Source organism: Actinoallomurus acanthiterrae (genome assembly GCF_054775715.1).
In genome coordinates, this window is record NZ_BAAHCO010000001.1 from 8,638,863 (window position 1) to 8,663,197 (window position 24,335).

20 protein-coding genes are annotated in these 24,335 nt (G+C 72.3%); 9 read left to right on the forward strand and 11 right to left on the reverse strand.

What is annotated here, in order from left to right; translation table 11 throughout:
• Nucleotides 1-20 precede the first annotated feature (20 nt).
• Nucleotides 21-911 carry a hypothetical protein gene (locus tag ACYVF7_RS40690; RefSeq protein WP_460351311.1) on the reverse strand — a complete coding sequence of 297 codons (891 nt, stop codon included), beginning with the start codon at nt 909-911 and terminating at the stop codon, nt 21-23.
• Nucleotides 912-943: 32 nt separating this feature from the next.
• Here ACYVF7_RS40690 and ACYVF7_RS40695 point away from each other — a divergent pair, with 32 nt between their 5' ends.
• From ACYVF7_RS40695 to ACYVF7_RS40710, 4 genes are all read left to right on the forward strand, one after another.
• Nucleotides 944-1,192: a hypothetical protein gene (locus ACYVF7_RS40695; protein WP_460351313.1), complete on the forward strand. Its 249-nt coding sequence runs from the start codon at nt 944-946 to the stop codon at nt 1,190-1,192.
• 723 nt (nt 1,193-1,915) lie between these two features.
• Nucleotides 1,916-2,917, forward strand: coding sequence for a DUF899 family protein (locus ACYVF7_RS40700; RefSeq protein WP_460351315.1), 1,002 nt, complete (start codon nt 1,916-1,918; stop codon nt 2,915-2,917).
• Nucleotides 2,877-3,533 carry an SDR family NAD(P)-dependent oxidoreductase gene (locus tag ACYVF7_RS40705; protein WP_460351317.1) on the forward strand — a complete coding sequence of 219 codons (657 nt, stop codon included), beginning with the start codon at nt 2,877-2,879 and terminating at the stop codon, nt 3,531-3,533. The genes ACYVF7_RS40700 and ACYVF7_RS40705 overlap by 41 nt, the downstream gene beginning before the upstream one ends.
• A gap of 42 nt (nt 3,534-3,575) precedes the next feature.
• Nucleotides 3,576-4,385, forward strand: a complete 810-nt coding sequence (locus tag ACYVF7_RS40710; RefSeq protein ID WP_460351319.1) for a M15 family metallopeptidase — start codon at nt 3,576-3,578, stop codon at nt 4,383-4,385.
• A 4-nt stretch (nt 4,386-4,389) separates the two neighbouring features.
• Here the strand turns inward: ACYVF7_RS40710 and ACYVF7_RS40715 are convergent, their stop codons facing one another.
• The gene (locus ACYVF7_RS40715; RefSeq protein WP_460351321.1) at nt 4,390-5,313 is read right to left on the reverse strand and encodes an MBL fold metallo-hydrolase; all 924 of its coding nucleotides are present in this window, start codon (nt 5,311-5,313) and stop codon (nt 4,390-4,392) included.
• 86 nt (nt 5,314-5,399) lie between these two features.
• Entirely contained in the window at nt 5,400-6,653 is a 1,254-nt protein-coding gene (locus ACYVF7_RS40720) for a CynX/NimT family MFS transporter (RefSeq protein WP_460351323.1), read from the reverse strand.
• A gap of 23 nt (nt 6,654-6,676) precedes the next feature.
• Here ACYVF7_RS40720 and ACYVF7_RS40725 point away from each other — a divergent pair, with 23 nt between their 5' ends.
• Complete coding sequence (locus tag ACYVF7_RS40725) at nt 6,677-7,351, forward strand: FadR/GntR family transcriptional regulator (RefSeq protein ID WP_460351325.1); 675 nt, start codon at nt 6,677-6,679, stop codon at nt 7,349-7,351.
• Here the strand turns inward: ACYVF7_RS40725 and ACYVF7_RS40730 are convergent.
• On the reverse strand, nt 7,348-7,926 hold the full coding sequence (locus tag ACYVF7_RS40730) for a TetR/AcrR family transcriptional regulator (RefSeq protein ID WP_460351327.1): 579 nt from the start codon (nt 7,924-7,926) through the stop codon (nt 7,348-7,350). The two genes, ACYVF7_RS40725 and ACYVF7_RS40730, sit on opposite strands and share 4 nt — an antisense overlap.
• Before the next feature lie 69 nt (nt 7,927-7,995).
• Between ACYVF7_RS40730 and ACYVF7_RS40735 the strand changes: the two genes are divergently transcribed.
• Nucleotides 7,996-9,162: an FAD-dependent monooxygenase gene (locus ACYVF7_RS40735; RefSeq protein ID WP_460351329.1), complete on the forward strand. Its 1,167-nt coding sequence runs from the start codon at nt 7,996-7,998 to the stop codon at nt 9,160-9,162.
• Nucleotides 9,163-9,271: 109 nt separating this feature from the next.
• Here ACYVF7_RS40735 and ACYVF7_RS40740 read toward each other — a convergent pair whose 3' ends face one another.
• The 6 genes from ACYVF7_RS40740 to ACYVF7_RS40765 form a co-directional block, all read right to left on the reverse strand.
• Nucleotides 9,272-13,669 (reverse strand): hypothetical protein, encoded by a 4,398-nt coding sequence (locus ACYVF7_RS40740; RefSeq protein WP_460351331.1) that lies wholly within the window; start codon nt 13,667-13,669, stop codon nt 9,272-9,274.
• 14 nt (nt 13,670-13,683) lie between these two features.
• Complete coding sequence (locus tag ACYVF7_RS40745; protein WP_460351332.1) at nt 13,684-14,514, reverse strand: carbohydrate ABC transporter permease; 831 nt, start codon at nt 14,512-14,514, stop codon at nt 13,684-13,686.
• On the reverse strand, nt 14,511-15,353 hold the full coding sequence (locus ACYVF7_RS40750; RefSeq protein WP_460351333.1) for a carbohydrate ABC transporter permease: 843 nt from the start codon (nt 15,351-15,353) through the stop codon (nt 14,511-14,513). Before ACYVF7_RS40750 ends, ACYVF7_RS40745 begins: the two co-directional genes overlap by 4 nt.
• 100 nt (nt 15,354-15,453) lie before the next feature.
• Entirely contained in the window at nt 15,454-16,746 is a 1,293-nt protein-coding gene (locus tag ACYVF7_RS40755; RefSeq protein ID WP_460351334.1) for an ABC transporter substrate-binding protein, read from the reverse strand.
• On the reverse strand, nt 16,743-19,511 hold the full coding sequence (locus ACYVF7_RS40760; RefSeq protein ID WP_460351335.1) for an alpha-L-rhamnosidase: 2,769 nt from the start codon (nt 19,509-19,511) through the stop codon (nt 16,743-16,745). Before ACYVF7_RS40760 ends, ACYVF7_RS40755 begins: the two co-directional genes overlap by 4 nt.
• A 249-nt stretch (nt 19,512-19,760) precedes the next feature.
• The gene (locus ACYVF7_RS40765) at nt 19,761-19,967 is read right to left on the reverse strand and encodes a hypothetical protein (protein WP_460351336.1); all 207 of its coding nucleotides are present in this window, start codon (nt 19,965-19,967) and stop codon (nt 19,761-19,763) included.
• A 14-nt stretch (nt 19,968-19,981) separates the two neighbouring features.
• On the opposite strand from ACYVF7_RS40765, the gene ACYVF7_RS40770 reads away from it, so the two are divergent.
• Both ACYVF7_RS40770 and ACYVF7_RS40775 read left to right on the forward strand, forming a co-directional pair.
• Nucleotides 19,982-20,515 (forward strand): rRNA adenine N-6-methyltransferase family protein, encoded by a 534-nt coding sequence (locus ACYVF7_RS40770; protein WP_460351337.1) that lies wholly within the window; start codon nt 19,982-19,984, stop codon nt 20,513-20,515.
• A gap of 201 nt (nt 20,516-20,716) precedes the next feature.
• Nucleotides 20,717-21,862, forward strand: coding sequence for an epoxide hydrolase family protein (locus ACYVF7_RS40775; RefSeq protein WP_460351338.1), 1,146 nt, complete (start codon nt 20,717-20,719; stop codon nt 21,860-21,862).
• A gap of 45 nt (nt 21,863-21,907) precedes the next feature.
• Here ACYVF7_RS40775 and ACYVF7_RS40780 read toward each other — a convergent pair whose 3' ends face one another.
• Complete coding sequence (locus ACYVF7_RS40780) at nt 21,908-22,873, reverse strand: winged helix-turn-helix domain-containing protein (protein WP_460351339.1); 966 nt, start codon at nt 22,871-22,873, stop codon at nt 21,908-21,910.
• 59 nt (nt 22,874-22,932) lie between these two features.
• On the opposite strand from ACYVF7_RS40780, the gene ACYVF7_RS40785 reads away from it, so the two are divergent.
• Nucleotides 22,933-24,219, forward strand: a complete 1,287-nt coding sequence (locus tag ACYVF7_RS40785; RefSeq protein ID WP_460351340.1) for an MFS transporter — start codon at nt 22,933-22,935, stop codon at nt 24,217-24,219.
• The last annotated feature ends 116 nt before the right edge of the window (nt 24,220-24,335 follow it).

Genomic DNA, 24,335 nt, shown 5'->3' on the forward strand with positions numbered 1-24,335 from the left:
ACGAGGCGCTGCCCGCGCGGTTACGCCGCCAGATCGACCCTGATGTCGTTGCGGGAGTCCGGCAGCAGGATGACCGGTGACTCGTTGTCGCGTCTCCAGCCGGCCGGAAGCAGGAACCAGCGCCCCCGCGCGTGCACAAGAGTGCGCAGGCCGTCGTAGCGGTAGGCGTACGCCGAGTCCGCGCCTCCGCCGAGTCGCACCACACGGACACCGGGCGCCTCGATCTGCAGGCGCTCACGGCTGTACACGATCGCCTTCGGCTGAAAGACCAGCGACACTTCGATCGCCCGCGCCTGGGTCCTGCCCTGCCGCTCCGCCACGCTGGCCGTCGCCCAGAACGCCGCGACCAGGGCGACCCCGATGAGCAGGCCACGGCGCAGGACGCGGGTCGAGGCGAGGACCGCCGCGAGCCTTTCCGGCACCGTCCCGCAGATCAGCGCGTTCTCGATGGCGTACTCGAGCAGCAGCGCGCCCGCACCGAGACCCACCGGTGAAAGGATCGGATCGGCGAGCGCCGCGCGACGGTCCAGGCCGATCGCACCGATGGTGAGTGCGGCGAGCGCACCAGCGGCCAGGCAACCCCAGATGACGCACCGCCACCGCGGGCTCAGGCGGTCGAGCACAAGGACGAGCACGTGGTGCGCGATGACCACGGCGACCCCGGCGACCAGCACCGATGCCAGCGGGGCGAACAGCGGCCCCGCGCTGCGCACGAGGTAGTCCGTCGTCGCGAACCCGACACTGCCGAGGTCCACGCCGAAGTAGTCGTACAGCGCCTGCATGCGCGTGTACCCGAAGTAGTACAGCAGGGCGGTCAGAACGCCGGCGGGTGCCAGTACCCGGGATGCGAACTCGAGCAACGGGCCGAGCATCGAGTCGCCGGCGGGTCGGCCACCCTCGTCGTCGGCCACGGCTCACGGCTCTTCATTGAAGTTCGGAGACCGTGGCGGCCCCGGATTACCAGGCCCTGGACCACCCGGCCCTGGATTGCCAGGCCCTGGACCGCCTGGACCCGGACCACCCGGCCCTGGATTACCGGGCGCTGGACCGCCTGGACCCGGACCACCTGGCCCCGGCCTGCTCGGGCCGGGCACGAGGGTGGTCACCGTCGGCCCTGGATGTGCGGTCTCCCGCCTCGGTGACGCTGTCGGCGACTCCTTTGGTCCGGCGGATCCTCTGGGTGAGGTGGTAGGCCGCGCCGGTCCGACGATCTGGTTGAACACCTTCAGCGTGGGCACGCCGACGCGCAGGCACACGTTGGTGGGTTCGCACAGTGACTCGCCGGGCGGCCGGGTGTCGATGATCTCGATGTAGCCGGCCACCGGGCCGGCGGCGGTCCTGAACACCTTGACGCACAGGTCCTGCCGCCCGCACCGCCGGTGCCCGTGTCGGTGCGCCCGATGGTCCAGGTCCAACCTCCGAACCTGTCTCCCGCAGTTCTCGGTGCCCACCTGCGGGAGCTCGGTCGCCTCGCGGCAGGCATCGGCGATCTGGTGTAACTGCGGCTCGGTGATGGGTGTCTCCGCGACGTCTGTGCCCCGAGCCTGCGCGTCCCCTCCGACGGCCAGGCCCTTGGGCTGCATCGGCAGAGGGGTGGTCGCGAGTCGCACGCCGCGGTCCTCCCCGCACGCGGCAGCCAACGAGACGACCGGAAGGAGCGCCGCCACCACGCCGCTCAACACCCCGTGCTGCCGGAGATCCATGGCCCCCCACCACACGACCGGACACATCAGATGCTGGTGGGAAGATTTCCGCTGCCCGTGACTGGAAACCTCGCGGGCATGCCGCGACCAGCGCCATCGCGCTGAGCAGAGCCCCTCGAAGATCTCTGAGGTTTTTTCCGCGGCCGATGTCGATGTGGGCCGGCCCCCTTCGTCGGTTGGGCGAAAGTCCACCAGGGGCGAAGGGAGATCTCATGAACACCGACATCACCGCACCGGCACCCAAGATCGCGGACCGGGCCGCCTACCAGGCCGAACTGGACGCGCTGCGGATCCGGGAGAAGGCGCACACCCACGAAGGCGACGCGATCGCGGCCGCTCGCCGCCGGCTGCCGATGGTGGAGGTCGACGCCGGCACCACGCTGGTCGGCCCGGACGGGCCGGTGACGTTGCTGGAGACGTTCGAGGGCCGCGGGCAGCTGATCGCCTACTACCAGATGTGGCACACCGGCCACCCGGCCGCCGAGCAGTGCGAGGGCTGCACGTTCTTCAACAGCCAGGTCCGCGAGCTGTCCTACCTGCACGTACGCGACATCACGTACGCGACGTTCTGCCAGGGCCCGTACGAGGAGAGCGTCCGCTACCGCGACTTCATGGGCTGGGACGTGCCCTGGTACTCCGCTGCGGAGTCCATCGGCGTCCTGATGGCTGGACGCGGCCCGTTCATGCTGGCGTGCTACCTGCGCCAGGGCGACCGGGTGTTCGAGACGTACTGGACCACCGGCCGTGGTGTCGAGGTCATGGACGTCACCTACGGCCTGCTGGACAGGACCGCGTACGGGCGGCAGGAGGCGTGGGAGGACTCGCCCGCCGGCCGCCGCAGGCCGGCAACATCGCCCGGACCGGCGGACGCCCCAGCGCCCAGTGGCCCCGCCTGGAGGCCGGGCGCTCCGACGACCTCCGGCCTGGGCGTTAGAGGCGGGCGGCGCGTCACCGGTTGCCGAGGCGGGCGGCGCGCGTCACCGGTCGCCGAGGTGGGCACCGCACGTCACCGATCGCCGAGCCGGGCGGCGCGTCACCGGTCGCCGTGGCGGGCGGTGCGTGTCACCGGTTGCCGAGGCGGCCCCGGGGAAGTCATGGGGCATGCGGATCAGCGGTGCTCGGGTACTGGTCACCGGGGCGTCCTCCGGCATCGGAGCGGCGACCGCGCGGGAGATGGCGAGGGCCGGGGCGCGTCTCGTCCTGGCGGGGCGTGACCGGCCCCGGCTCGACGCCGTCGCCGCCGAGACCGGGGGCCGGGCCGTCGTGGGCGATCTGACCGCGGACGCCGCCTCCCTGGTCTCGCGCGCCGGGCCGGTCGACGTGCTGGTGAACAACGCCGGGGCGGGCTGGGCGGGGCCGCTCGCGCGGATGCCGGGCGCGGCCATCGAGCGGCTGGCCGCGGTGAACCTCACCGCCCCGATCCTGCTGACCCGTCTGCTGTTGCCCGGCATGGTCGAGCGCGGCGCCGGCCACGTCGTGTTCGTCGCCTCCATCGCCGGCGCGGTCGGGGTGCGGGAGGAGGCGGTGTACTCCGCGACCAAGGCCGGGCTGATCGTCTTCGCCGAGGGCCTGCGCCATGAGCTGCGCGACGTCGGCGTGTCGGTGGTCCTGCCCGGCGTCGTCGACACGCCGTTCTTCGACCGGCGGGGGACGCCGTACGCGCGCCGCTGGCCGCGACCCATCCCGCCGGAGCGGGTGGCACGGGCGGTCGTGTCCGCGATCGAGCAGGGCCGCGCGGAAAGCTACGTGCCGGGCTGGCTCCGGCTGCCGTCCCGGCTCAGGGCCGCGGCGCCGGGCGTCTTCCGCGCTCTCAGCGGACGGTTCGGGTGACGCGGGCTTCCCGGAAGTGGGGCGACCTGATAGGCCAGAGGAATGCAGAGACCCGCCACCGCACTCCGCCGCCTCGCCGTCTCGCTCGCGGCGCTCCTCGCCGTCACCGCCGCGTCCCCGGCGGCGCAGGCGCGTACGGAGCCGAAGGCCCCCAAGGAGTTCGTCGCGCTGAGCGACATCGACCCGACGATCATCCAGGAGATGCGCTACTACACGGTGCACGACTTCGTGGGCAGCCGCATCGACGGATACCGCCAGCCGATCTGCATTCTGACCCTGCCCGCCGCCGAGGCCCTGCACAAGGTCCAGCGGAAGCTGCTGCGCCAGGGCTACTCGCTGAAGGTGTACGACTGCTACCGCCCGCAGCGCGCCGTGAACCACTTCGTACGGTGGGCGAAGGACCCGAAGGCCACGTCGATGAAGGCCGAGTTCTACCCGCGCGTCGACAAGTCACGGCTGTTCGCGGACGGCTACATCGCCGAGAAGTCCGGGCACAGCCGGGGCAGCACGATGGACCTCACCATCGTGAAGCTGCCCGCCCGGCCGACGCCGCCGTACCGGCCGGGACAGCGCCTGGTCCCCTGCTACGCGCCGCAGGCGCAGCGGTTCCCCGACAACTCGATCGACATGGGCACCGGGTTCGACTGCTTCGACACGCTCGCGCACACCCTCGACCCGCGGATCAAGGGCGCGCAGCACGCGAACCGGCTCATGCTGAAGAAGAGCATGGAGGCCGTCGGCTTCGTCAACCTCGCCGAGGAGTGGTGGCACTTCACCTACAAGCCCGAGCCGTTCCCGAACACCTACTTCGACTTCCCGGTCTCCCGGAGTTCGCTGGCCGGGCGGCGTTGAGCCGTCAGACGGCGCAGCGCAACGGGCCGCCGTTGTAGTCGATGGCGTCGGTGAAGGCGGCGAGCAGGTCGAGCTCGCCGCCTTCGGCGTCCGCGTACGCACGGTGCAGGTTGAGGACGACGCGTTCACGGTCCGGCCACTCGGAGAAGGGGCCGAGATCGCACTCCCGCGCCGCCTCCAGAGGGGTGAGCCCCGCCGCTCTGCCGTTCCGCGCGGTGTCGAGGATGAAGCGGTAGTACGCCTCGTGCGCCGCGAGGACCGGCGAGAGATCTCCGGTGATGAGCGCGCCGTGGCCGGGGACGACGGTACGCGCGCCGAAGCCGGCCAGCCAGTCGAGCGAGCGCAGCGCCCCCTCGACGGAGCCCATGAACACCAGCGGCGTCACCTCGTGGAAGATCAGGTCGCCGGTGAACAGCACCTGCTCCTCCGGCAGCCAGGCGACGACGTCGCCGCCGGTGTGAGCGGGGTACCCGGGATGCCGCAGCTCGATCCGCCGCTCCCCGGTGAACAGTGTCAGCTCGTCGTCCAGGACGACGGACGGCGGCCGCACCTGCGAGATGCCCCAGTCGGGCGACGGCGACCAGATCGGCGGGGTGGACTTCAGGATGAAGTCCACCAGCAGCTGCTCGCGGGTGACCCGGTGCCCGACCACGACGGCGGAGTCGGGAAGGAGCGCGTTGCCGTACGCGTGGTCGCCATGGAAGTGGGTGTTGACCGCCATCCGCACCGGGTCGCCGCCGGTCGCCGCGTCGACGGCGGCGAGGAACCGGCGGGTCCGCTCGGCGGTCGCGCAGGTGTCTATGAGGATGACGCCGTCGGCGCCGTGCACGGCCCCGGCGTTGTTGATCCACCAGGAGCCGTCCGGTTGCCGCCAGGCGAAAACCCCCGGAGCGACCTCGGTCAGTCGCGCCTCAGCGCCGTCGGCCATCGTGATCCCACGCCTTTCCCGGAAAGCGGCAACAGAGACGACCGTGCCCCACGGAGGTCCTCGTACCTGCGCCGATCGTAGCGGGGCTACCCGATCCGGCGATCGCGGCCCGCGAGGAGGCCGGCCACCAGTTGCAGCAGCATGAGCACCGCCATGAGCGTCAGCGGAGCCCGCCAGCCGCCGCTGTGCTGGTAGAGCGACCCGACGAGGATCGGCACGGGCATCGACAGCAGGTAGCCGGTGCTCTGCGAGAAGGCGGACAGCCGCGTCACCGTCGCCCCGTCCTGGCCGCGCATCCCGATCATCGTCAGGACCAGCGGGAAGGCGCAGTTCGAGAGGCCGAGGAGCACGGCCCACAGCCACGCCCCGGCGGCCGGCGCGGCCCACAGCCCGGCGTATCCGGCCAGGCCGCACACTGCCAGGGCGGCCGCCAGACCGCTCTGGTTCCGCAGGCGGCCCGCGACGGCGGACAGCGCGAAGGACAGGGGCACGCCGAGCAGCGAGGTGACGGCGAACAGCAGACCTGCGGTCTCCGCCGACAGCCCGGCGTCGCGGAACATCTGCGGCAGCCAGCCGATGATCACGTACGCGGCGCCGGCCTGCAGACCGAAGAACACCGCGAGCGCCCAGGCTGTGGCGTTCCGGGTGATGCGGACACCGGGCCCGGAGACGTCCGGCGCCGGGGTCGCAGGGTCGGACACGCCCGGTGCGGTCGCGGTACGGCGGCGGGCGAGGAGGAACCAGGCGGGCACGGCCACGACGGCGAGGACCGCCCAGGCTCCCAGCCCCGCGCGCCAGTCACCGCCGAAGCCCCGGGCCAGCGGAACGGTCACCGCGGCGGCGGTCGAGGCGCCGACGTTGAGGGCCATGGAGTACAGGCCGGTCATCGCGCCGACCCGGTCGGGGAACCGCTGCTTGACGACCACCGGCAGCAGCACGTTGATGAGCGCGATCCCGGCGAGGGCGACGGCGCTCAGCGCGACGAACACGGACGCCCCCGCCGCGAAGGGACGCGTGGCCAGGCCGACCGCCATCACGACGGCGCCGGTGGCGATGACGCCCTCGGCCCCGTAGCGGCGGGCGAGGCGGGGCGCGGCGAACCCGACGAGCGCGAAGCACAGCGCCGGGAGCGAGGTGAGCAGCCCGGCGACGGTGGCGCTCATCCCCAGCGCGGCGCGTACCTCTTCGAGCACCGGGCCGACGCTCGTCACGGCGGGACGCAGGTTGAGCGCGGCCAGGACGAGGGCGGCCGCCGCCAGGTGACGCTTCCCGAGAACGGGCCGGGTCCGGTCCGCCGGCGGTTCGGCACAGTGCGGACGAACCGCCTCATTGTTCGACATAACGCTAATCGTAGAATGATGGGATGAATCTCGGTCCAGTCCCCCGCCGGGCGGTTCTGTCCGACCAGGTGATCGCCCGGCTGCGGCAGCAGATCACCTCGGGCGCCTGGCCGGTCGGGTCGCGCATCCCGACCGAGCCGGAGCTGGTCGAGCAGCTCGGCGTCGCCCGCAACACCGTGCGCGAGGCCGTACGGGCGCTCGCGCACAACGGGATGCTGGACATCCGCCAGGGTTCGGGCACCTACGTCGTGGCGACCAGCGAGCTGGCCGGGGTGATGCAGCGCCGCTTCGCCGCCGTCAAGCAGCATGACGTGGCCGAGGTACGGGGCGCCCTGGAGGCCGCGGCGGCGACGCTCGCGGCCGCACGGCGGACGGACGACGACCTACGGCGGCTCGACGCGCTCCTGAAGAGACGGGAGGAGGCCTGGACGTCCGGCGACCGGGACGTCTTCGTCGACGCGGACGCGGCCTTCCACCTGGCGGTGGTCGCCGCCTCCCACAACGAGGTCCTGTCCGAGCTGTACGCCGACCTCGGGCAGGTGATCCGGGACTCGCTCCGCGAGCACTTCGGGGCCGAACTGTCCCCCGGTGAGTACATGGACCACACGCGCCTGCTCGACGCCATCCGCGCCGGAGACCCGGACACGGCCGCCGCCGAGGCCGCGTCCCACACCGACTGCCGCGTCGCCAGCGTTTAAGGGGTGGACGGGCGCGGACGCAGCCCGTCCATGAGAACCGTGATGAAGGCGTCGGTGAGCTCGTGGGAGGCCGGCCGGGTCCGCGCGATCGCGTAGGCGGTCCGGCCGATCAGGACGGTGGTGAGGGCCGGATCGAGGTCGGTGCGGATCGCGCCGTCCCGTCGCGCCCCGTCGGCCATCTCCTCCACGACCCGTACCAGCTCACCTCGCAGCGCCACGGTGGCCGGCACGTCCAGGCCGTCCAGCTCGTCGCTGATGGCATGGTGCGCGGACTGGAAGGCGATCAGCTCGGCGAGGAAGGTGCGCAACGCCTGTTCCGGAGGGAGCTGATCCAGCAGCTCCCGGGCCCGCTGGACCACCGGTTCGAGCAAGCCGGACACGGCGGCGTCGAGGAGGGCGTCCTTACCTCCGAACGCGCGCACTACGGTCGCTGCTCCCAGACCGGCCTTCTTGGCGATGGCCTCCACGGTGAGACGCGTACCCGGCTCGGCCAGCAGCGCCGTGGCCGCCTCCAGGGCGAGCCGCCGGTTCCGTACGGCGTCGGCCCTGCGCCCGCTTCCGCCATCCGTTGACATCTGGAATGCCCCTTCCACATAATCTAACTGGAACGCGTATTTCACTTACTCTACTGCGAGGGGACCGTTGTGAACGAGCGCATCCTGATCTCCGGAGCGAGCATCGCCGGGCTGACGCTGGCACACTGGCTGGCCCGCTACGGCTTCCGGCCCACCGTGATCGAGCGCGCCCCCGGGCTGCGCGCCGGCGGCAACGGTGTCGACGTACGCGACCAGGCCGTCGACGTGGTCGAACGCATGGGGATCATGCCGGACGTACGGGCGGCGGCCACCGACGTTCACGGCATGAAGTTCGTCGACGCCGGCGACCGGGCCATCGCGCGCATCGACACCCGGGACCCCGGCGCCGTCGAGATCATGCGCGGCGACCTGGTGGCGCTCCTGCACGAGAGGACCGACGCCGAATACGTCTTCGGCGACTCCATCCGCCACCTCGAACAGGACGATGACGGCGTGACGGTCGCCTTCGACCGCGCGGACACTCGCCGCTTCGACCTGGTCATCGGCGCCGACGGCATGCACTCCACGGTCCGCCGGCTGGCCTTCGGCCCGGAAGAACGGTTCGTCCAGCACCGCGACCACTACTTCGCGTTCGCCAACGCCGACGCGGCGCTCGGCGAGAACCGCTGGGTCACGATGCACAACCCCGTGCCGGGCAAGATGACCGGCGTCTACCGCTCCGGCAACCACGCCCAGGCCAAGGCGTACTTCATCTTCCGCTCCGCGCCGCTGGCATACGACCACCGCGACGTCGAGCAGCACAAGCGCCTGGTCGGCGAGGCGTTCGCGGGCGAGTCGTCGTGGCGGACCAAGGAACTGCTCGCCTCCGCTCTCACCGATCCGGACTTCTACTTCGACGCCTTGAGCCAGGTACGGATGGACTCATGGTCGGCGGGCCGGGTGGCCCTGGTGGGCGACGCCGCCTGGTGCGCCTCCCCGGCCTCCGGCGCGGGCGCGGAACTGGCCCTGGTCGGCGCCTACCGGCTCGCCGGCGAACTCGCCGCCGCCGGCGGAGATCACCGGATCGCCTTCCCCCGCTACCACGACGGCCACCGCCCCCTGGTCGACAAGAAGCACCAGATCGGCCCCAACGTCCGTCTCATGGTGCCCAAGACCGCCGGAGGCCAGTGCCTCCGCGACACCTTCGCCCGGCTGCCGCTGACGCGCGCGCTCGGCGCCGTCGAACGCCTGACCAAGAGCACCCCGACGCTCCCGGACTACGCCCTGACCCGCTGACCCGGGTCCGGCGACCGACCCCGGGTCCCGCGGCGAAGCCGCCGGACGGTCCTCATCGCACCAGACGCGGCCATATCGGGCCCCGATGCCCTGAACGCGGTACGCGGGCTCAGCCGCCTGGGGCGCGGAGGATGCGCACCGGGCCGAACAGCCCCGACGCCCGCTGACCGGGGAAGACGAAGTGCGTCGGGCTCACCGCGTCGAGATAGGGCGCCAGCGTGCCGAACACGAGGATCTCGAGGTCGTTCGCGCCCTCCCGTACCGCGTCGGTCAGGTCGAAGCGGTATGGGGAGCAGACCCGTACGCCCGTGCTCCGCCCATTCGCGAAGACCTCGGCGGTCCCGCGCACCCGTCCCAGGTCGAGGACCGTACGGCCGCCCGCCGTGAGGTCGACGCGCGTGCGGTAGCGGACTCCCCCGCTGTACTCCGCCAGGCCGGCGGTCTCCCAGTCGCCCTGCTCGATCCGCCCGGTGCCGACCTCGAACCGGATCGGCCCGGCGAACGCCGCACCGCCCTCGTACCCCGGCCGCGTCCGGATCCGCACCGCCCCGGCGCGTACGCCTCCCCCGGGCGACAGCTCCACGGAGACCCGCGCCGGCCGCTCTCCGTCCGCTGCCGGGCTTTCGCCGGCGAAGGGCACACCGACGCCGTCGACGAAGACCTGCGGCTCGCCGTGAATCAGGAGGTCCATGCGGGTGGCGCCAGGCGGGATGCCGAAGCGGAACCATTCGATCCGCTCGGCGCCGCCACGCGGAACGGCGAGCGCGACCGGCAGGACGCAGCCGTCGGCCGGGGCGTCCTCGAGCCAGGCCGCTCCGGGCAGCGGATGCGGCCGGCGTCGCAGGTGCAGCGCCGCCGGATCGCCGTACGGGCGACGGTGCACGGTCACCGGAACCGGCTCACCGTCCCTGGTCGCCCGCCAGCCCGACGCCGCCGTCACGGCGACGTCGCCGTCGGCGAGGACGGCCGCTGGGGCATCGCGCTCGGTGAGTTCGAGGGTGAGATCGTTCGCACCGGCGCGTAGTGCCTCGGCGATGTCGTACCGCCGTACGCGCGGGGCGTCGTGCTCGGCGTAGGGGTCGAACCCGCCCTGCCGCCCGGCCTCTGCCCCGTTGACGAGCACCCGGCAGGGTTCGACCGCGGCGACCTGGAGGACGGCCCGCTCGGGGACGGCGTCCAGGTGGACGGTCGTGGTGAGGGCGACACGCGCGCCGGGCCGGGCGGGCCCTGCGGCGGCGATCCATTCGGGTCGCCGATACCGGCTCGCGTCCCGGACGAACGCGACGTGGGCTCGCAGCCGTACGTCCTCGTCGGGTGTCAGGCGCAGGTCGAGGACGTGCGTGCCCGCCTCCAGCCGGACCGGCGCCATCGCGAGGTGGCCGCCGTCGTCCAGGGCTACGCGCGTGCCGTCGAGCCAGGCGGTCTTGGCGGCGGCCGCTCCGACGGCGAGCGTCACCGTGACCGTCTCCGGAACCGTCAGCTCCGTACGGACGTGCACGGCCTGGCCCGCCGGCACGTCGCCGAGGTCCATGAACTCCTCCGGCACGTGCCCCTTGGGACCGAGCGTCTCGCGGTGGATCGGGTCCTTGTGGATGCCCCGCGACGAGGAGTACGTCACCGGCCTCCAGTCCACGCCCTCCTCGGGCGAGGGGCCGGGAAGCGCATCGGGGCGCGCGGGTCCGGTGGCGAGCACGTGCGGTCCGAACGTCGCGTACGCGGCTTCCCATGCCGCGTCACCGTGGCCGGGTGTCGCCCAGCCGCCGTTCAGACCGTCGTCGCCATCGGTCTCGACCCGGTGCCGGAACTCCCACCGCTCCACGGGCGACCTTGACCCGCCGGGACGAGCGAAGTCGCCCCAAGTGTCGTCGAGCGTGGGGACGAGTTCCATCTCCCACGCCGGCCCCAGCTCGATCGAGGTGCCCTCCGGCGTCCAGCCGGCAGAGCTGTCGGCATTTGGCCCCTCGACGCCGGTATCCGATCCCTCGGCGCCGGTGCCCGGCCTATCCTCGCCTGGAGGGCCGTAAGGGGCCGGAGCCCCGGCATCAGAGGAGCCGCCGCGGTGCGGGTCCTCCCCGGGAAGTCCGTCGGCGGCCGAAAATTCGGCGTCCGGCTTCCCGGCCCTGGAGGAACCGCCTGTGCCCGCGCCGAGAAGAGTGTCGGCTGCCGGCTCCCCACCACCGGAAAGGCCGTCGGCGTCCGAAGTGCCGGGGAAGACGAGGAGGGCGGCCGGGCCGTCGTCGAACGGGACCACGACCTCGGTGACGTCGCCGTCCCGCTCGTACGGCAGCGGCCGGGGCGGGCCGCCGAACGGGCTCACGAGCAGCGGACCGCCCGCGACGTCGCGGACGCGCACGCGCATGTCGGCCGCGTACCGGCCGGGGTCGAAGTCGCAGAGGGCGTCGAGCCAGCCCAGTTCGATGCCGCGCTCGTCGGGACGGCCCACGGACACCTCGCTGGCGCGCGGGAAGGCGGCCGTGAGGAACACCAGCGTCGCGCCGTCCACCTCGCGGACGAGGGCGGGCATCGGCGCGTCCACGCGCGGCAGGCCGGTCAGCGCGGTGGTCAGCTCGCTCGGCGAGCCGACGAACTCGTACGATCCGCCAAGCCGATCGGCATCGGGCACAGCACCGAGGCCTCGTCCCGGCGGGTCCACGCGCGACGGGCCGGTCAGCTCGCTCGGCGAGCCGACGAACTCGTACGATCCGCCGAGCCGATCTGCATCGGGGACCGCGTCGTCCTCTTGTTCGGGCGCGCCGGCGGCTCGTCGATGATGTGGCTCGTCGCAGTCGGAACCGAGCCCCGGTCCCGGCGCTCGCAAACGAGGCGGCCCGCCGGGGTCGGTGCCGACGGCGATCACTCGGCCGCCCGCCGCGGCGAACTCCGCCAGTCGCCGTTCGGTGGCTTCCTCCAGCACGGTGCAGCCGGGCAGGATGACGGTGGCGTACGCCTCGTCGGCGACCCGTAGCCGTCCTTCCGTCACCGTGGCCCGCGCGACCGAGTCGTCGTCGATGACGTCGGCGTCCAGGTTCAGGCGGTCGAGCACGCCGGGGATCGTACGGAACCAGGCCATGTCGCCGACGAGCTCACGGTAGATCCGCTGGGCGCGTTCGGCGTCCTCGTCGACGCCGTCGAGCCGGGTGCCCGCCTGGGCGGTCGCGGTCGGGAGCAGCACCGCGACGTCGCAGACGTGGCGGCCCAGGGACAGTGCGGCGCACAGCCGGGTGACGGCGTCGGCGAAGACGCCGTGGTGCCGCCAGTACGGCTGGCGCCAGTCCGTGGACGGCGGTGCCCACTCCCACCAGCCGCCCTTGGTCGTGTAGTAGACCGCGTGCGGGTTGTAGAGGGTCGCGCCGGATCGCAGCCACGGCAGCAGCCAGTCGAACGTCTCCTCCAGCGTGCCGCCCCAGCCGCTGGAGTGGAACGCCTCGATCCACGTGCGCGGCCGGCCGTACAGGTGCGCCAGGGAAGAGTGGATCCGCGCGTCGCCGTGGTGGTCCGAGCCGGGGGCGCCGAACCACCGGTGGGTGCGCGCGTAGTCGGCGTACAGCCGGACGCCGTCGACCGGGTGCCCGGCGCGGGCGGGGTCCTGCTGGTCGCAGCCGTGCAGCAGGCCGTGGCGGTCGTGCCAGGCGGCGAGCGGGCGGAAGAACGCCTCCTCGGCCAGTTCGGCGCGGGTGCGGTGGTAGTCGCGGCGGACCCGCGAGCCGTCCGGGCCCCCCTCTCCCGCCGACGGCAGCGGGCCGTCCAGGCCCCCGTCCTCGGCCCACGGCAGCGAGCCGTCCGGGCCGCCCTCCTCCGTCCACGACAGAGGGCCCTCCTCGTCCGCCCAGAGCAGGCGCAGGTGAGGCGTCAGGTCGTAGCCGCGCCGCCGCTCGAACTCCTCCGCGAACCCCGGAGACCAGGTCGGCAGGGCGGGCAGCTCGTCCTGGAAGGAGCCGACGAGGACCGTGCCCAGCCAGTGTGGCAGGCGCCGCTCGAACTCCCCGTGCACGCGGTCGATGAGGGTGGCGCACGCGTCCGGGGACAGGTAGTCGAAGCCCCGGGTGACGACCGTGACGTCACCGTCCCGGCGCTCCAGCCACCGCCCGGCGTACGACGGCGTCTCCTGGACGAGGCGGGCCTGCAGGTCGGCGCCGGAGAAGCCGAGCTGGTCGTAGAACCACAGGAACGCGCCGAGTTCTTTCGCGTCGGCGCAGACGCCGTCGAGCAGTTCCCACCAGGGCTCGGAGAAGAACGCCGGTTCGTCGGCGTCGGAGCCGAACATCGGCCCGGACGGCGCGAGGTTCAAGATGATGAGGTTGCGCACGCCGCCGGCGACGAACCGCTCCAGCTGCCACCGCAGCCGCGCCCGGTCGAGCGGCTCGCCGCTCCACCACCAGATCGCGGCGGGCGAGAACCCGGCCGGCGGACGGTCCAGGACCTCCGCCAGCCGGGCCGGCAGCATGGTCGCCTCTTGGGGCGCGGCCACCCCCTGGGGCGCGGCCACCACCCCCTGAGGCACGCTCATCCCGGCACCTTCGGTCATCCCTTGAGCCCGCTGGCGAACCCGCGGATGACGTAGCGCTGCAGCACCAGGAAGACCACGAGTATCGGCAGCGCCGCCAGGACCAGGCCGGCGAACACGAGGCCGTAGTCGGAGACGTACTGGCCGACGAACGAGAACACGCGGACCGGCACGGTCTCGCGGGCCGACCCGCCGAGGTAGAGCAGCGGCGTGAAGAAGTCGTTCCAGATGAACACCGCGTTGAGGATCAGCACGGTGCCGGTGATCGGCCGCAGCAGCGGGAACACCACGCGCGTGAACGCCTGCAGGTGCGTCGCGCCATCGATCAGCGCGGCGTTGGCGTAGTCGCGGGGCAGCGCCCGGATGAACCCGGTGTAGAGGAAGATCGTGAAGGGCAGCTGGATGCCGGTGTAGAAGACGATCATCCCCTGGTACGTCCCGAGCAGCCCCAGCTGGTCGACCAGCTTGAACAGCGGGATCATTCCGAGCTGGAACGGCAGCACGATGCCGAGCAGGAACAGCACGTACAGCCCGTACCCGAGCCGCGAGGCGCAGCGGGCCAGGAAGTACGCCGCGAACGCCCCGAACGCGATGAGGCAGATCAGGCTCGCGATCGTGATGACGGTGCTGTTCACGAGCGCGGAGCCGAGGCCCGCCGCCGACCAGGCCCGCGAGAAGTTGCCCATCGTCGGCGACGTGGGCGGCGACAGCGGCGCGCTCGCGATCTGCTTGCTGGTCTTCAGCGACAGGGCGACGAGCGCGTACACCGGGAACAGGAACGCGATGCCGGCCGCGACCATGACCAGCTCGAGCAGGAACGTACGGAAGCCGTACCGCAGATGCGTCATGCCTGGACCTCCCTGCCGCGCAGGTACGCGATCTGCACCATCGACACTGCCGCGACGAACAGCGCGAGGACGAGCGCGATCGCGGTGCTGTAACCGAACTTGCCGTAGACGAACGCCTGCTTGTACAGCACGGTCGACAGCGTCTCGCTGGAGTAGCCGGGGCCGCCGCCCGTCGCGGCGTACACCTGGTCGAACAGCTTGAGGCCGCCGATCGTCGACAGCATCACGTTGATGGTCAGCGCGGGCGCCAGCAGCGGCCAGGTGACGTACCGGAACCGCTGGAAACGCCCGGCGCCGTCGATCATCGCCGCCTCATGCAGGTCGACCGGGACGCCCTCCAGCCCGGCCAGGAAGATGACCATGGAGTAGCCGGCGTACTGCCACACGACCATCCCCGCGACCGACCACAGCGCCAGCGACGGATTGCCCAGCCAGTCCTGCCGCAGCCCGCCGAGCCCGAACGCGCCGAGCAGCCCGTTCAGGCCCGCGTGCGGGTCGGGGTTGTAGACGTACTTCCAGAGGAAGGCGATCATCACCGGGCTGACCACGGCGGGCGCGAAGAAGATCACCCGCAGGGTGGTGCGCGACTTGATCCGGGCGTGCACGCCGAGGGCGAGCAGCAGTCCGATGCCGTTCTGCACGACGACGATCGCGACGGTGAGCAGCAGCGTGTTCTTCAGCGCTCCGACGGCCCGATCGTCGTGGAAGAGCGTGCTGAAGTTGTGCAGGCCGTTGAACGACTTGTCGCCGATGCCGCTCCAGTTCGTGAAGGCGTACAGCACGCCCGAGATGCTCGGGTAGAGCACCACGAGCGCGTACACGAGGAGCGCCGGGGCCACGAACCACCAAGGCGGGGTGAGGAAGCCCCTCCGACGACCGCGCGCGGGAGGACGCGCGGTCGCCGGACGGGCCGTTCGAGGGGCGGTCACGGTCATGAGGTCAGGACTTCTTCCGGTACACCTGGTCCATCTTGGCCAGGCCCTTGTCGATCGTCGTCTTACCGGCCAGCAGCTCCTGGACGACGGCGAAGTGGGTGGGCTGGACCTCGGCGTTCGGCCACGCCTGGTCCATGAACGGCACGGCCTTGTTGCCCTCGATGAACGGCAGGAAGGACTCGAGCACCGGGTCGATCTTGGAGGACGCGTCGCGGTGGAGCGGGATGCAGGCGACGGCCTCGGCCCAGCGGTTGATGTTCTCCTGTTTCCCGAGGAACTCGATGAACGCCTTGGCCGCGTCGGAGTTGCGGCTGCGCGCGCTCACGCCGAGGCCGACGACGACGCCCGCCGGGATCCACACGCCGTCCGCGTTGTCCGCGCCCGGGAACGGGAACATCCCGAGGTCGTCGGGGCTCGAGGCGGCCTTGCGGAAGTCCGGCAGCACCGCCGACACCTGAACGGCCATCGCCGCCTTGCCGGTGGCGACCATCGAGGTCTGCTGTTCGAAGGTCGTGCCATTGGGGTTGTCGTTGAAGAATCCGCGCTTCTGCAGATCCAGGTACATCGTGAACGCGTCGCGCCAGCCCGACTGGGCGAAGCTCGTCGACCCCGCCTGCATCTGGCTGTCGAACTGCGGGTTCTTCGCGTAGACCGTCGACGGTACCAGCGCGTACGTGATGAGCTGGGTGATCCAGGGCGTCTGCGCGCCGAGCGCGATCGGCGTCACGCCGGCCTTCTTGAGCTTCCCGCACACGTCGAGCAGCTCGGTCCAGGTCTTCGGCGGCTGCACGCCCGCCTTCTGGAAGACCTTCTTGTTGTAGATCGCGCCGATGACGCTGGACCCGGCCGAGTAGATGAACGTCTTGCCCTGCAGCTGGAACGCCGGCTTGAAGTTGGGCGGGATCAGCTGCGTCCACGACTGGGAGCTGAGGTCGGCGAGCAGCCCCGCCTGGGCGATCTGCGCCATCGCCATGGCGCTGCCGTTGCCCGGGTAGACGACGTGCACGTCCGGGGCGTTGCCGGCGCCCAGCTGCGTGCGCAGCGAGGTCTCCACCTGGTCCGTCGGCGCGTACGAGGTGCTGAACTTCGCCTGCGTGTAGAGCTTGGTCAGCTCGTCCAGGGCCTTCTGCTGGTCCGCGACGCCGACGAGGCGCAGCGTCTTCCCGCCTCCGGAGCCGCCGGAGCCGGAGGATCCGCCGCAGGCCGCCAGCCCGACGGGCAGCGCGGCCACGGCCGCCAGCCCACCGGCCGCGCGCAGGAACCCTCTGCGGTCGATCCGCTCGAATCGCGATGTCATTCCGTCCTCCTTGCCAAGAATCGGTAGTCCCCCGAGCTCACGCGGCATACGAACGACCGCCCTTCCACGGTCGTCTCGCTGCCGACGATCTTCACCCCGGGGGCATCGCCGACCGGGTCGTCTCCCTCCCGCACGTCCCACGTACGGGGCACGGGCAGGTGCACCGTCGCCGTCGCCCCCGGCGGCACGGTCAGGTCCAGCTGGAACCGGCCGTCCGCGCGCTCCCACCGGACCCGGATCCGGCCGCGCGGCGACTCGTAGGCCGCCTCCGCCCAGCTCGGCTCCGCGCCCGGGACCCCGGGCGGCGTGAACGGGCGGGGCCGGATCACCAGGTCGCCGTAGGCCACCGAGTCCGGCGCCTGATCCAGCCCTGCCAGGCCGCGGTACAGCCACTCCCCCACCGAGCCGAGCGCGTAGTGGTTGAAGGAGTTCATCGCCGGGGCCTGGAAGCCGTCCTCCTCGGTGTAGCCGTCCCAGCGCTCCCAGATCGTGGTGGCGCCGTGCCGCAGCGGGTACAGCCAGGACGGCTGCTCCGTACGGCGCAGCAGCGCGTGCACGAGGTCGGGGCGGTCCAGCCCGTCGAGCACCGGCGCGACGAGGCCGACGCCGAGGAATCCCGTGGACAGGCGGGGCCCGGTCTCCTCCACCAGGGCGGCGAGCCGTTTGCCGGCCGGGTCGGCGAGCTCTGCGGGGAGCAGCTCGAAGGCCAGCGCGAGCAGGTACGCCGTCTGCGTGTCGCCCTCGATCCGCCCGTCGGCGGAGACGAACTCCTCGATGAAGGCCCGCCGGACGTCCGCGGCCAGGGCGGCGTACCGGTCCGCGCGCCCGTCGCCGAGGACGCGGGCGGCGCGGGCGGTCAGCTCGGCGCTGTGCGCGAAGTACGCGGTGGCGACCACCTCGCGGGAGGTCGGCCGGCCCAGCGACAGCCAGTCGGCGAAGTGCGGGCCGACCTTCCTCCGCCAGATCAGGTCGGGGTTGTGCCGGTGGATCAGGTCGACCCACGCGGCCATCCCGTCCAGGGACCGCGCGAGGAACCGCTCGTCGCCGTACACGCGGTACAGGTGCCAGGGGATCAGCACGCCGGCGTCCGCCCAGCCCGGGGCGCCCTCGTCGGCGACGCCCGCCAGCCGGGGCGCGACGTTCGGGAATCCGCCGTCGGGCGCCTGCGCGTCCAGCACGTCCTGCGTCCACTTGGCGAAGAACGCGGCGACGTCCGCGTTCAGGCACGCCGTCGGCAGGAACACCTGCGCGTCGGCCATCCACCCCAGGCGCTCGTCCCGCTGCGGGCAGTCGGTCGGCACGCTCACGAAGTTGGAGCGCTGCCCCCACGTGATGTTGTGGTGCAGCCGCCGTACGCCGGGGTCCGAGCAGTCGAACGCGCCCGTCCAGGGCGTGTCGCTGTGCAGGACGACGCCCGTGACGTCGGCCGCGTCCAGCTCGGGCAGCCCGGTCACCTCGGCGTACCGGAAGCCGTGGTAGGTGAAGCGGGGTTCGAACACGACCGTGTCGTCGCCGCGCCCGATGAGGACGTCCGTCGCCGCGGCCGTTCGCAGGTTGGCGACGTAGAGCGCGCCGTCCTCGTCGAGGGCCTCCGCGTGCCGGAGCACGACACGGCCACCGGGCGCCAGGCCGCGTACGGTCAGCCGCACCCGGCCCGCGAAGTTCTGCCCGAAGTCGACGAGGTGCGCCTCCGGGCCGACCCTCCGGATCTCGATGGGGGCCAGTTCGCCGAGCGCGCGCACCGGCTCGTCGACGGACGCCACGAGGAGGCTCGTGTCCGCGTCGGCCACCCGGGCGGCCTCCCACGCGCCGTCGTCGAAGCCCGGCCGGTCCCAGCCGTCGGCGGCGTGCCGCGCGTCGTGGCACTCGCCCATGAGCAGGTCCGCGTAGCGGAGGGGGCCCTGGGCCGCACGCCAGGTCTCGTCCGTGACGACGACGTCGGTGGAGCCGTCCGGGTAGTCGAGGTGGAGCTGCGCGATCAGCTGTGGGAACGTTCCGTAATGCGCGCCGGCCCGCCGCGGGTCGAACCCGACGTACCCGCTCCACCAGCCGTCGGCGAGCGTGGCCGCCACGGCGTTCGCGCCCTCCCGGACGAGCTCGGTGACGTCGTACGCCTGGTACTGGATCCGGTGGCGGTAGTCGGTCCAGCCGGGGGCCAGCTCGGCGTCCCCGGCCCGCTCGCCGTTGACGCGGAGCTCGTACAGCCCGCGCGCGCTGACGTACAGCCGGGCCCGGACCGGGGCCACGGACGCGGTGAACTCGCGCCGCAGGAGCGGGCACGGCGACAGACCGTGGGAGTCGAGCGCGCGCTCCCCCTCCTCCGGCGGGTCGACGACGTCGACGGCGGTCCAGTCGCGGGCGATCCAGGACGCCCGCCACTCGCCCTCGCCGAGCCCCGTCTCGAACCACGACTCGGCGCTCTCGGCACCGCCGCTCGCCGCCCACACCGTGACGCGCCAGTGATACCGCGTCCGCGGCCGCAGGGGCGCGGCGTAGACGGCCCCGGTCGCGCCGGCGTCCTCGACCCGCCCGGTGTCCCAGTGAGAGGGCCCGTCCAGGTCCTCCGCGACGTCGACCCGGTAGGCGACGGGCGCGTCGCCGCGCGGCGCGTCATCGCCCGCGGCGAGCCGCCACGACAGCAGCGGCGTCGCCTCCCCGATGCCCAGCGGAGTCGTCCGGTGGTCGCAGCACAGTGCGTACGGCCGGAGCCCGTGGGATCGTTGGGAGTGGCGTGGGGAGCCGCCCTCGGTCACATGATCCTCCATCGATGGGAGGGACGACAGAGACATAACACTGATTGCCGCACTGTTCGCATGAATCCGCGCCGCAGATCACAGAGCTTGTAACATCCACGTTTCCCGCGTCAAGAGGGTGCGACCAATTCGTAACACCGCAGGTCGGGCACTGACCGACGAACGGCGCGACGAACGCGTCCGCCGCTCGACCAGCGATCGACCGCCGGGAAATCACATCAGAGGATGTTTACTTAACCATCTCCGAACATGACTGCCGAGTCACATGACGCAGTGGCGGAGGCCGCCTTCGGAGTCGATGACCTGGCCGGTGGTCCAGGCTCCCTCGTCAGGGGCGGCCCACCGGACGAGGCGGACGACGTCCCCGGGGCCGCAGCGCCCGCCGTACGGGCCCTGCCCTCCGAGGCCGGAAATTCGGTTTCGCCACACCGCCCGGCTCCCTACGGTGGCGTCCATGCCGATGTTCATGAACGTGATCCGCCGTGTCCGCCGGGAACTCGCGGCGGGCCTGGGGCTGGCACCCGCTCACTGACGAATGGGCGGCGCGCGTCGTCGCGGACGCCGGCGTGCGCCCCGGAAACCTGGTGCTCGACCTCGGCGCCGGGGAGGGCGCGCTGACGGCGCATCTCCTCGAGGCGGGCGCCCGGGTGATCGCGGTCGAGCTGCACCCCGGCCGGGCGCGGCGCCTGCGGGAGCGTTTCGCCGGGGCGCGGCTGACGGTCGTCGAGGCCGACGTCCGGTCGTTGCGCCTGCCGGACCGGCCCTTCCGCGTGGTGGCCAGTCCGCCGTACGGCATCTCCAGCGCACTGCTCCGCACGCTCCTGGCGCCCCGGTCCCGGCTCGTCGCCGCCGACCTGGTGCTCCAGCGCGCCGTCGTGCGCCGCTACGCCGAAGGCCGGTCGGCCGCGCGCGTGCCCGGCCGGTGGACCGTACGGGCGGGCCGGCCGCTGCCCCGCCGCGCCTTCCGGCCACCGCCGAAGGTCGACTCCGCCGTCCTGGTGATACGCCGGCGGTGATCGGTCACCGCAGGTCACGCTTGGTGTGATCATATGGGTGCCGGTGCGACGAATGTCGTGTACAGTCCTCCGCAAGCAGGGCGACGCGAGGAGGTGAGCCCGATGACGATGACCTTTTCTCTCCGGGCGCTCTTCGCCGCCGCGGCTGTCTGATCCGCGCCGAAGAGTGTCCGTCCGTACACACTCCTCAGTGAAGGAAGCATGACAGTAACGCCTTTTCAGATCGCTGTTTCCGACGACGTCCTCGACGATCTGCGCACGCGCCTGGCCCGTACGCGCTTCACGACGGCGTCCGACTCCACCTTCTGGGCGGCTGGCACCGATCCCGGCTACCTCCGCGAACTCGTCGCCTACTGGGCGGACGAGTTCGACTGGCGCGCCGCCGAGGCGGCGCTCAACGCCTACCCGCACTTCGTCGCCGACGTCGCCGGCCGCCGCGTGCACTACGTCCACATCCGGGGTGTCCGCGCCGAAGGGGCGCCCGCGCCGCTGCCGCTGATCCTCACGCACGGCTGGCCGAGCAGCTTCGTTGAGATGCTGCGGGTCGCCCGGCGGCTCGCCGACCCGGCGAGTCACGGCGGCGACCCCGCCGACGCGTTCGACGTCGTCATCCCGTCGCTGCCCGGCTTCCTGTTCTCCGAGCTGCCCGCCGGGACGTGGACCCGCAGGGGCGTCGCGGAGATCTGGCACACGCTGATGACCGAGACCCTCGGCTACGAGAGGTTCGGGGCGTTCGGCGGCGACATCGGGGGCGGGGTCACCCAGTGGCTCGGCGCGCTGTACCCCGGTGAGGTCGCGGGCGTCCACGTGACCACGGCGGTCGTCACGACCGACTTCGCCGACCGGCCCCCGACCGCCGAGGAGCAGAAGTTCCTCGACGACCTGGACGCGTACGACGAGGAGGACGGCGGTTACAGCGAGATCATGCTGACCCGGCCGGACACGATCGCCGCCGCCCTGATGGACTCCCCCGCCGGGCTCGCCGCCTGGTTCGTCGACAAGTACCGCGACTGGACCGACTGCGGCGGCGACCTGGAGAGCAGCTGGGACAAGGACACGCTGTGCACGGTCGCGACGCTGTACTGGGCGACCGGCACGATCGGCTCGTCCTTCCGGCAGTACTACGACTACCGGCAGAACCGGCCGGTCCCGAGGATCACCGTCCCCGGGGCGGTCACGCTGAGCAACGAGCCGGCGTTCCGCAGCTTCCCCAGGAGCCTCGCCGAGCGGATCTACGCGGACCTGCGGCACTGGCACCGGCCGGAGCGCGGCGGGCACTTCATGGCGCATGAGGAGCCCGAGCAGGTGGTCACCGACCTGCGCGCGTTCTTCGGGCCACTGCGCTGAGGTCCGGGTCCCTCGCGGCACGCCGCGAGGGACCATCGCGGAGTCTCACCGGGCCCGCGCGGTCACCAGGACGTCCCCGGCCGCGGTGCGGTAGTACAGCACGGACCGTCCGGCGCGGCGCCGCCGGACCAGCCCGGCGTCGAGCAGCACCTTCAGGTGACGGCCCACGGAGCCGAGGCCCTGGCCGGTCAGGGCCACGAGCTGCGTGGTGCTCTTGGGCGCGTCCAGGAGCATGAGGACCCTCGCCCGCGCGTGCCCGAGCAGCGCGCCGAGCGCGTCGGGCACCGGGGCGGGGTCCCGCGCGGCCAGCACTCCGGAGCACGGGTAGATCACGGCGTACCGGCCGGCCTCCCAGGACACCCACCCGAAGCCGGCCGTGACCGGCACGAACAGCAACCTCACGCTGGACAGGTCGCGGGGCGGGTAGTCGTAGGGGTTGACCTGGAGCCGTCCCTCCCCGAGCCAACGCATTCCCGGGCGCATCGCGTCCAGCGCGGCGGCCCATCCGCCATGTGTCAGCTGGCCGGTCCGCGCGACGACGTCGGCCTCGATGATCCGCCGACGGCGGGCCCAGTCCGGCCTGACCATCTCCGTCCAGATCCACTCCAGCAGGCCCGCGAGGCGTTCGGCGAGGTCGGACCGGCGCAGTTCGGCCGGGACCGGGCCGCCGAGCCCGACCTCCAGGTCCGCGTGGACCCGGTCGGCGGGCGTCTCGCGGATCCGGGCCAGTTCCTGGTGGAAGCCGAGGTCGGGCTCACCGGTCGGCGTCGGCGTGGCGAAGTCGGCGATCCAGCGGGGACGCAGCGCCGCCCGCAGCAGGAGCGCGGTGATCGGGTCGCCGGCCAGCCGCGCGCGGTAGGCGGGCAGGTGGGCGTCGAGCCACGCCCGCTCGCCGTGGTGCGCGGCCGTTCCCCTGTCCAGCATGCCCAGGCACGCGCTCGTCTCGGCCAGGGGTGAGACCACGAACCGGCTCCCGGCGAGGGTGTCCGTGCTGATCCGCCACCAGCCCATGTTTCGCCTCCCCGCGAAACATTAACCGGCCCACGAATCCTGCCGTGACACTCCCGATCATGCCCCTCACCTATCGCGGACTCTTCCGCACGCCGGAGTTCACGCCGATGTTCGCCGGCACGTCGGCGAGTATCGCCGCCTCCACCCTGAGTTCCCTCGCGCTGGGCACGCTCGTCTACGCGGACACCCACTCGCCGCTGTTGTCCGCGCTCAGCATGTTCGGCCCGTCGCTCGTCCAGGTGATCGGGGCGGCGACGCTGCTGTCGGCGGCCGACCGGCTGCCGCCGCGCGCGACCACGGCGGTGCTGGCCCTACTCTTCGGCCTCGGCACCGCCGTGCTGGCCGTCCCGGGGCTCCCGATCTGGGCCATGTTCACGGTGATCATGACGGTCGGGCTGGCCGGTTCCGTGGGCGGTGGCGTGCGGTACGGGCTGCTCAGTGAGATCCTTCCCGGCGAGAGCTACCTGCTCGGCCGTTCGGTGCTCAACATGGCCGTGGGCACCATGCAGATCTTCGGCTTCGCGGCCGGGGGCGCGCTCCTGACGGTCCTGTCCCCGCGCGGCACGTTGCTGGCGGGGGCCGTCCTCTACCTGGCCGCGGCGGCCGTCGCGTGGTTCGGCCTTGCCTCGCGCCCGCCGCGCGCCGCCGGGCGGCCGTCGGTCGCGGCGACCTGGCGGACCAACGCACAACTCTGGTCGTCGCCGCCCCGCCGCTACGTCTACCTCGCGCTCTGGCTGCCGAACGGGCTGATCGTCGGCTGTGAGTCGCTGTTCGTCGCGTACGAGCCCCGGCACGCGGGTCTGCTGTTCGCGTTCGCGGCCGGCGGGATGCTGATCGGGGACACGGTGGCCGGCCGGTTCGTCCCGGGGCGGTGGAGGCGGCGGCTCGACGCCCCGCTGCGCCTCCTGCTCGCGGCGCCGTACCTGGTCTTCGCGTCGCACCCGGCGCTGCCGGTCGCCCTGGCCGCCGTCACGCTCGCCTCCATCGGATACTCGGCCACGCTGCTGCTCCAGGAACGCCTGATGGCACTCACGCCCGAGGACGTGCACGGGCAGGCGCTGGGGCTGCACGCGGCCGGCATGCTCACCATGCAGGGCGTCGGCGCCGCCCTCGCCGGAGCGGTCGCCCAGCACACGTCCCCGGCCCTGGCCATGGCCGCGATGGCGGTGGCCTCGGTCACGGTCACGGTCCTGCTGGCTCCCGGCCTGCGCGGCGACCCCCAGGCCGCCGACGCTTCCCGGGATGTTCCTTCCGCCGAAGGTAATGTCCGTCCGGAGACGACCGAAATCGGACACCATGAGAATCCGAAAAGTGAGTCAAGTCTGGTGTCCGACGAATTGCGGTGATTTGTGCCGGGAACACCGTCAATGCGCCGTGATGCGCGCCGACCGGGCCGGAATCGCATCGTTCTCACAAGTCCGGCGGCCATCCGATACCGCGATCCCTGAGGAGGTCACGTCGA

What these genes read in the sequence shown, in the direction of transcription:
- ACYVF7_RS40710 (WP_460351319.1), top strand. Translation starts at nt 3,576, where the DNA reads ATGCAGAGACCCGCCACCGCACTCCGCCGCCTCGCCGTCTCGCTCGCG.
- ACYVF7_RS40760 (WP_460351335.1), bottom strand. Translation starts at nt 19,511, where the DNA reads ATGGAGGATCATGTGACCGAGGGCGGCTCCCCACGCCACTCCCAACGA.
- ACYVF7_RS40725 (WP_460351325.1), top strand. Translation starts at nt 6,677, where the DNA reads ATGAATCTCGGTCCAGTCCCCCGCCGGGCGGTTCTGTCCGACCAGGTG.
- ACYVF7_RS40705 (WP_460351317.1), top strand. Translation starts at nt 2,877, where the DNA reads ATGGCGAGGGCCGGGGCGCGTCTCGTCCTGGCGGGGCGTGACCGGCCC.
- ACYVF7_RS40720 (WP_460351323.1), bottom strand. Translation starts at nt 6,653, where the DNA reads ATGTCGAACAATGAGGCGGTTCGTCCGCACTGTGCCGAACCGCCGGCG.
- ACYVF7_RS40745 (WP_460351332.1), bottom strand. Translation starts at nt 14,514, where the DNA reads ATGACGCATCTGCGGTACGGCTTCCGTACGTTCCTGCTCGAGCTGGTC.
- ACYVF7_RS40715 (WP_460351321.1), bottom strand. Translation starts at nt 5,313, where the DNA reads ATGGCCGACGGCGCTGAGGCGCGACTGACCGAGGTCGCTCCGGGGGTT.
- ACYVF7_RS40785 (WP_460351340.1), top strand. Translation starts at nt 22,933, where the DNA reads ATGCCCCTCACCTATCGCGGACTCTTCCGCACGCCGGAGTTCACGCCG.
- ACYVF7_RS40740 (WP_460351331.1), bottom strand. Translation starts at nt 13,669, where the DNA reads ATGAGCGTGCCTCAGGGGGTGGTGGCCGCGCCCCAGGGGGTGGCCGCG.
- ACYVF7_RS40755 (WP_460351334.1), bottom strand. Translation starts at nt 16,746, where the DNA reads ATGACATCGCGATTCGAGCGGATCGACCGCAGAGGGTTCCTGCGCGCG.
- ACYVF7_RS40765 (WP_460351336.1), bottom strand. Translation starts at nt 19,967, where the DNA reads ATGAACATCGGCATGGACGCCACCGTAGGGAGCCGGGCGGTGTGGCGA.
- ACYVF7_RS40700 (WP_460351315.1), top strand. Translation starts at nt 1,916, where the DNA reads ATGAACACCGACATCACCGCACCGGCACCCAAGATCGCGGACCGGGCC.
- ACYVF7_RS40730 (WP_460351327.1), bottom strand. Translation starts at nt 7,926, where the DNA reads ATGTCAACGGATGGCGGAAGCGGGCGCAGGGCCGACGCCGTACGGAAC.
- ACYVF7_RS40775 (WP_460351338.1), top strand. Translation starts at nt 20,717, where the DNA reads ATGACAGTAACGCCTTTTCAGATCGCTGTTTCCGACGACGTCCTCGAC.
- ACYVF7_RS40780 (WP_460351339.1), bottom strand. Translation starts at nt 22,873, where the DNA reads ATGGGCTGGTGGCGGATCAGCACGGACACCCTCGCCGGGAGCCGGTTC.